General features: G+C 61.3%; 3 protein-coding genes and 1 pseudogene. All 4 read right to left on the bottom strand.

Annotated elements, in window-relative coordinates; translation table 11 throughout:
- Positions 1–415, bottom strand: a pseudogene (locus tag ACREC7_RS15705) (hypothetical protein); the annotation flags it as partial.
- A gap of 108 nt (positions 416–523) precedes the next feature.
- Positions 524–898: a hypothetical protein gene (locus tag ACREC7_RS15700; protein WP_431556630.1), complete on the bottom strand. Its 375-nt coding sequence runs from the start codon at positions 896–898 to the stop codon at positions 524–526.
- A gap of 11 nt (positions 899–909) precedes the next feature.
- The gene (locus ACREC7_RS15695; protein ID WP_431556631.1) at positions 910–3,234 is read right to left on the bottom strand and encodes an arylsulfatase; all 2,325 of its coding nucleotides are present in this window, start codon (positions 3,232–3,234) and stop codon (positions 910–912) included.
- Between the two features lie 187 nt (positions 3,235–3,421).
- Entirely contained in the window at positions 3,422–4,879 is a 1,458-nt protein-coding gene (locus ACREC7_RS15690; protein WP_431556629.1) for a DUF1254 domain-containing protein, read from the bottom strand.
- Between the last annotated feature and the right edge of the window lie 82 nt (positions 4,880–4,961).

Below are 4,961 nucleotides of genomic sequence, written 5' to 3'. Positions count from 1 at the left end.
TGATCGTTCCTTTGAAGTCGCGGAGTCTGGCGAAGGGATTGCCCGACACGCTTCGGCTGACGTCGTAATTCAGATGGCCCGGGAAGCCGAGATCGGCCCACACCGCGTCGGTGAAGAATCCGAACCTGCCTTTGCGCGCTTCGAAATAGCCCATGAGCGCGGCGAACATGTCGCTCTTCTCGGCGATCTCGATGAAGCTTTCGTCGACAGCGACGGTGTGTCCGCGCGCGGTGACGTTGCCGTTGATGCCGGTGAACCAGCCATAGGGCGTGAAGCTGAAGGTCCAGGGGTTTGGCGGCGCTAAAGGCTCGGCATAGGACGCGCCAGGGCCAGGCCCGAGGTCGGCGCTCCACGCGGGGCTGGTTGCGGCGAGAAACCCACAGAGAAGCGCGAATACGGGTCGATAGAAAGCCATCCCCACGGTCCCCCTGACGCGCACAGCCAAATCGGCTCAGAAAGCTAGCACACGAGACCGACGCGCCTGATGTTTTCGCGCCACAGTCATCGAAATTCCCGCGTCATTTCAGCGAGTCTTCAACCAGGCAGCGCCGAGCAACATCGTTAGGACCGCGTGGGCCACAACCGCTGGCCACAACAGCACGCCGATGAACTCCGTGCCGAGTCCCACCACCGCGAGATAGAGCGTCACGAGACCATTGTAGAGGAGCATGGCCACCAGAGCCCAGCCGCCGCCTGCCTTCTGCCGCCCGAGCCAGCAACCGACTCCAAGCGACAGGAGCGCAATGCCGGCGACGCGGCCAATCACGATCGCCGCTCCCGTCACCTCGACGCCGAGCAGCAGCTTCACCAGCAAATGCGGGACGATGAGGAGCAAGAGACCCGTGACCGCCTCGATGGCGGCGGCTACGCCAAGCACCGAGCGGTCCCACTCCGCCATGCACGTTGTCCTCAGCCCGGGGGCAGGAGTTTGAGAGTCAGACTATCCAGCTTGCCGTCGAAGGCGAATGGCGTCTGGTAATCTGCATCGTTCACACCGGTTCCCGTATCCGACCCCACATCGAATGTCTCGCTGGCCTCAAGTGCGAAGGGTATGGTGTGAGGAAATGTCCCGCTTCCCGCCTCGGCGCCATCAACCGTGATGGTGCCAGTTCCGCCCTTGCCGAGGCCCGGACCGTCCGACTTGAAAGCGAATTCGACTTTATGCCTGCCGGGCGTCAGAGCCGCACTGCCCTCGACCCTTGGTCGGGCGAGGTCGAGCAGATCATAAACGAATACGGGCTTGCCTTTGAGGAGGTAGAACCCCCAGCCGCCGAAGCGTCCGCCCTGGGTGGCGAGCATGCCGTTGCCACCGCCTTGAGGCACGTCGATATCGGCGGTGATGGTGAAGGACTTGTTGAGGACGCTCGGCGCCGTGCCGAGCGGCACGCCAACGATCGGCTTGGTGTAGGTAAATTCATCGCGGCCGGCGACGATGCTCGGGCGGGGCAGGATGAACCTGGTCAGCGCCGACGCATCGAGCGGCAAGACTTGATATTTCGCGGCCTCGACCCAGAACATGTCTTGCAGTTCCTTGAGCTTGTCCGGGTTTGCGGCTGCGACATCATTGTTCTGGGTCCAGTCCTTGGTGAGATCGAATAGCTCCCACCTTAGGCCGTTCACCACGTCCTTCGGAGTGGGCGCGGTGCCGTTCCACGGTTCCCTGTAGGGCACCGTGGAGGCGATCCAGCCGTCGTGATAGAGCGCCCGATTGCCGAACATCTCGAAATATTGAGTCTTATGCGTCGAGAGCGCATTGGCATTGGCCTTGTCGAAGGTGTAGGCGAGACTCACCCCCTCGATTGGCGTTTGAGTGATGCCGTCGACCTGCTCCGGCGCGCGGATGCCCGTAACCTCGAGGATGGTAGGAACAATATCGATCACGTGGTGAAATTGGTTGCGAATGCTGCCTGCGTCGGTGATGTGGCCCGGCCATGCAATGGCCATACCGTTGCGGATGCCACCAAAGTACGACGGGATCTGCTTGGTCCACTTGTAGGGCGTGCTCATCGCCCAGGTCCAGCCCACGGCCATATGGGGATAGGTGAGCTGCGAACCCCACGCGTCGTAGAACTTCATCTGGTCCGCGACCGGCACCTCTATCCCGTTAAAGAACGTCATTTCGTTAGGCGTTCCCACGGGTGAGCCTTCGGCGCTGCTGCCATTGTCGCCGCTGATGTAGATGATCAGCGTGTTGTCGAGCTTGCCCATATCTTCGACGGCCTGTACCACGCGGCCGATCTCATGATCGGTATAGGCAAGGTAGGCCGCATAGACTTCCATCTGCCGCTCGAACAGCTTCTTCTCCTCTGGGGTCAGCTGGTCCCAATTCTTGAGGATATCGGAGGGCCATGGCGTGAGCTGAGCATCCTGCGGTATGACGCCGAGTTTCTTCTGATTGGCGAAGATCTGTTCGCGCAGGGCATTCCAGCCCATGCTGAACTTACCCTTGAACTTTTCGATCCATTCCGGAGTCGGGTGATGGGGTGCGTGCGTACCCCCCGGCGCGTAATACAGCAAGAACGGCTTCTTCGGGTCGAGCTCGTTAAGCTGATTGAGGTAGGCGACGGCCTCATCTGCCATGTCAGTGGTAAGGTTGTAATTCGGATTGCCCACATAGGGGTAGATACGCGTGGAGTTGCGGTAGAGATCGGGCTGCCACTGGTTGGTCTCACCGCTGTTGAAGCCGTAGAAATACTCAAAGCCCATGCCCGCGGGCCATTGGTCGAACGGGCCGGCCTGGCTTGTCTGATAAGACGGCGTATTGTGATTCTTTCCAAACCAGGACGTCGCATAACCATTAGCCTTGAGGATCTGGCCGATGGTCGCCTTGTCCTTGGTAATGACGCTGTTGTAGCCGGGATAGCCGGTCGCCGCTTCGCTGATCACGCCAAAACCCACTGAGTGATGATTGCGCCCGGTGATCAGGGCGGCACGCGTGGGCGAACACAGCGATGTGGTGTGAAACTGCGTGTAGCGCAGCCCCATGCTGGCGATGCGATCGAGCGTCGGGGTTGGAATGACCCCGCCGAATGTGCTCGGTGCAGCGAAGCCCACGTCATCGGTGAGGATAAGCAAAATGTTGGGCGCGCCCTTCGGCGGCACCACCTGGGGCTGCCAGTAAGGCTTGGAGTTGAGAGCGTCAAGGTTGATCGTGCCACCGAATGCGGCGGGAGGCGGTGGTATCTGTCGCCCATCGATTGTTGACGCGGCGCCGGGCGCTCCCGGCGTGCCCATGGTCTCCTGGGCGCTCGCCGGCAGCGCGGCGGCAACGGCCACGACCACGCAAGCGAGCTTCGGCAGAATCGATTGACGCATGCTCATGGCAGCTCCTCAATCCTCGTTGAAATTCCGAGACTTGTCCTATCTTGCCCGGTCGCGCCCGGTTTGATCCAGGTCAATCGCGGGGTCCTCGCGAGGGCGCCTACTGCGCCGCGGCCGGCACTGCCTGCACCTTCGTCACCGGCGGCGGGTTCCATTTGCCGGTCAGCGCTTCCGACTTCGGCGCGTAGAGGCGCATCGTCAGGTTGTAAGGCCCCTTTGGCGCCGGCAGCCAATTCGCTTCCTTGTCCGCGCCCGGACTCTCGTTCTGGAAGTAGAGATCGAGCGACCCGTCCGGGTTGGTCTTGAAGGGCATCCAGCTTGAGACGGCAAAGCGGTTCAAGCCATTGGCGACCTGGAAACCGTCCGGATCGTAGAGCGTGATCGACCAGAAGGCATCGACTGGGGGGATTTGTCCCTTGTCGAAATGGATCGTGTAGTTGCTCGCGCCATCGAGCGGCTTGCCGGTGTCGTCGGCGAGATTGAGAGGATAGATCGCATCTTCGGGCAAATTGGCGCCGAGACCGAGCTGGGTGACGAGGGCGCGCTTGAGATAATAGTTGCCGTAGACGCCCATGGTGTCGGTGTTCATCGACCAATAATTCACCACCTTGGCGAGCGTCGGCATTTTCCACGCCATCAGCTTCTGGGCGTCTTCCGGCGTGCTCTCCAGCCCCTTCTGGACAGCGGGATCGGCCTTATCGAGATCGAAGCTCTTGCCGGCCTCGAAACCGATGCGCTCAAGGCGGGCGATGATCGGCTGATCGGTGATGTGCGGCGGATGGCGCTTGAGCAGCTCCGCCGCGTAGGCGAAGAACTTATCCGCCTTCATGCTGTCCACCTGAACCTTCGGCGGAGTCTTCATGTCGACAGAAGGATCGATCTTCACCTCCGGCTCGACGGCCTCCTTGCCCCATTGCGACAACGGCGTGATCTTGTAGCCCTCCTGGATCTTGTGCACGGCGTCGTAGTCGGCGGGGCCATCGGTCTTGGTTCGGCCGATGATCCACACATAGGGCGTCGGCGCATCGATGCGCTGCGTGTTGTCAGGAAGCCTGAACTCCTCGGCGAACCGGTCGCGGAGATCGGGGCGCCAGCCTGGCGGCGTCACCAGGAAATTTCCGGCTTGAGTGCCGGTGGTGCGCCAGCCCGGCGAGGCGAACACGTCGGTCCACATGTCGAGCATGGGCAGGAGATAGTAGCGCCCGCCCGTGTCGGGTACGGAGACGACCATCGGTTCCTTGGTCAAATCGAGCCAGCCGCTCGAATAGAGCGTATCGAAGTTGGGTCTGACCACGACGCGCAAGTCGGCGGTGGGAAAGGCTCCGACATTGGCGAAGCGGTTCATCGGTCCGCCGATGCCCCCGGGGCTTGGCTCCTGATTGGTGAGCTGCTTGCGCGTCAGATCCATGGTCACCAGCGAATAGAAATAGAGATAGGCGTCGACGCCGATGGCGTGCGCTTCCTCCTCGGTGATCGCGGTGGCCTCCGCCGCAACGGCGGGAGCAACGGCTTGTGCAAATAGAAGTCCAAGGGCAAGCACGAGCGCAGATCGAAGCATCAAGTCCTCCTGTGGCAGTCGCTACTCGATAGGCGACAACGCTTATTGCATATTGCTGCAGGCATGGAGTTGGGGGGGGGGG

Source organism: Methyloceanibacter sp. (genome assembly GCF_050728395.1).
Lineage (GTDB): Bacteria > Pseudomonadota > Alphaproteobacteria > Rhizobiales > Methyloligellaceae > Methyloceanibacter.
This window is presented reverse-complemented; position numbering and strand designations above follow the sequence as displayed.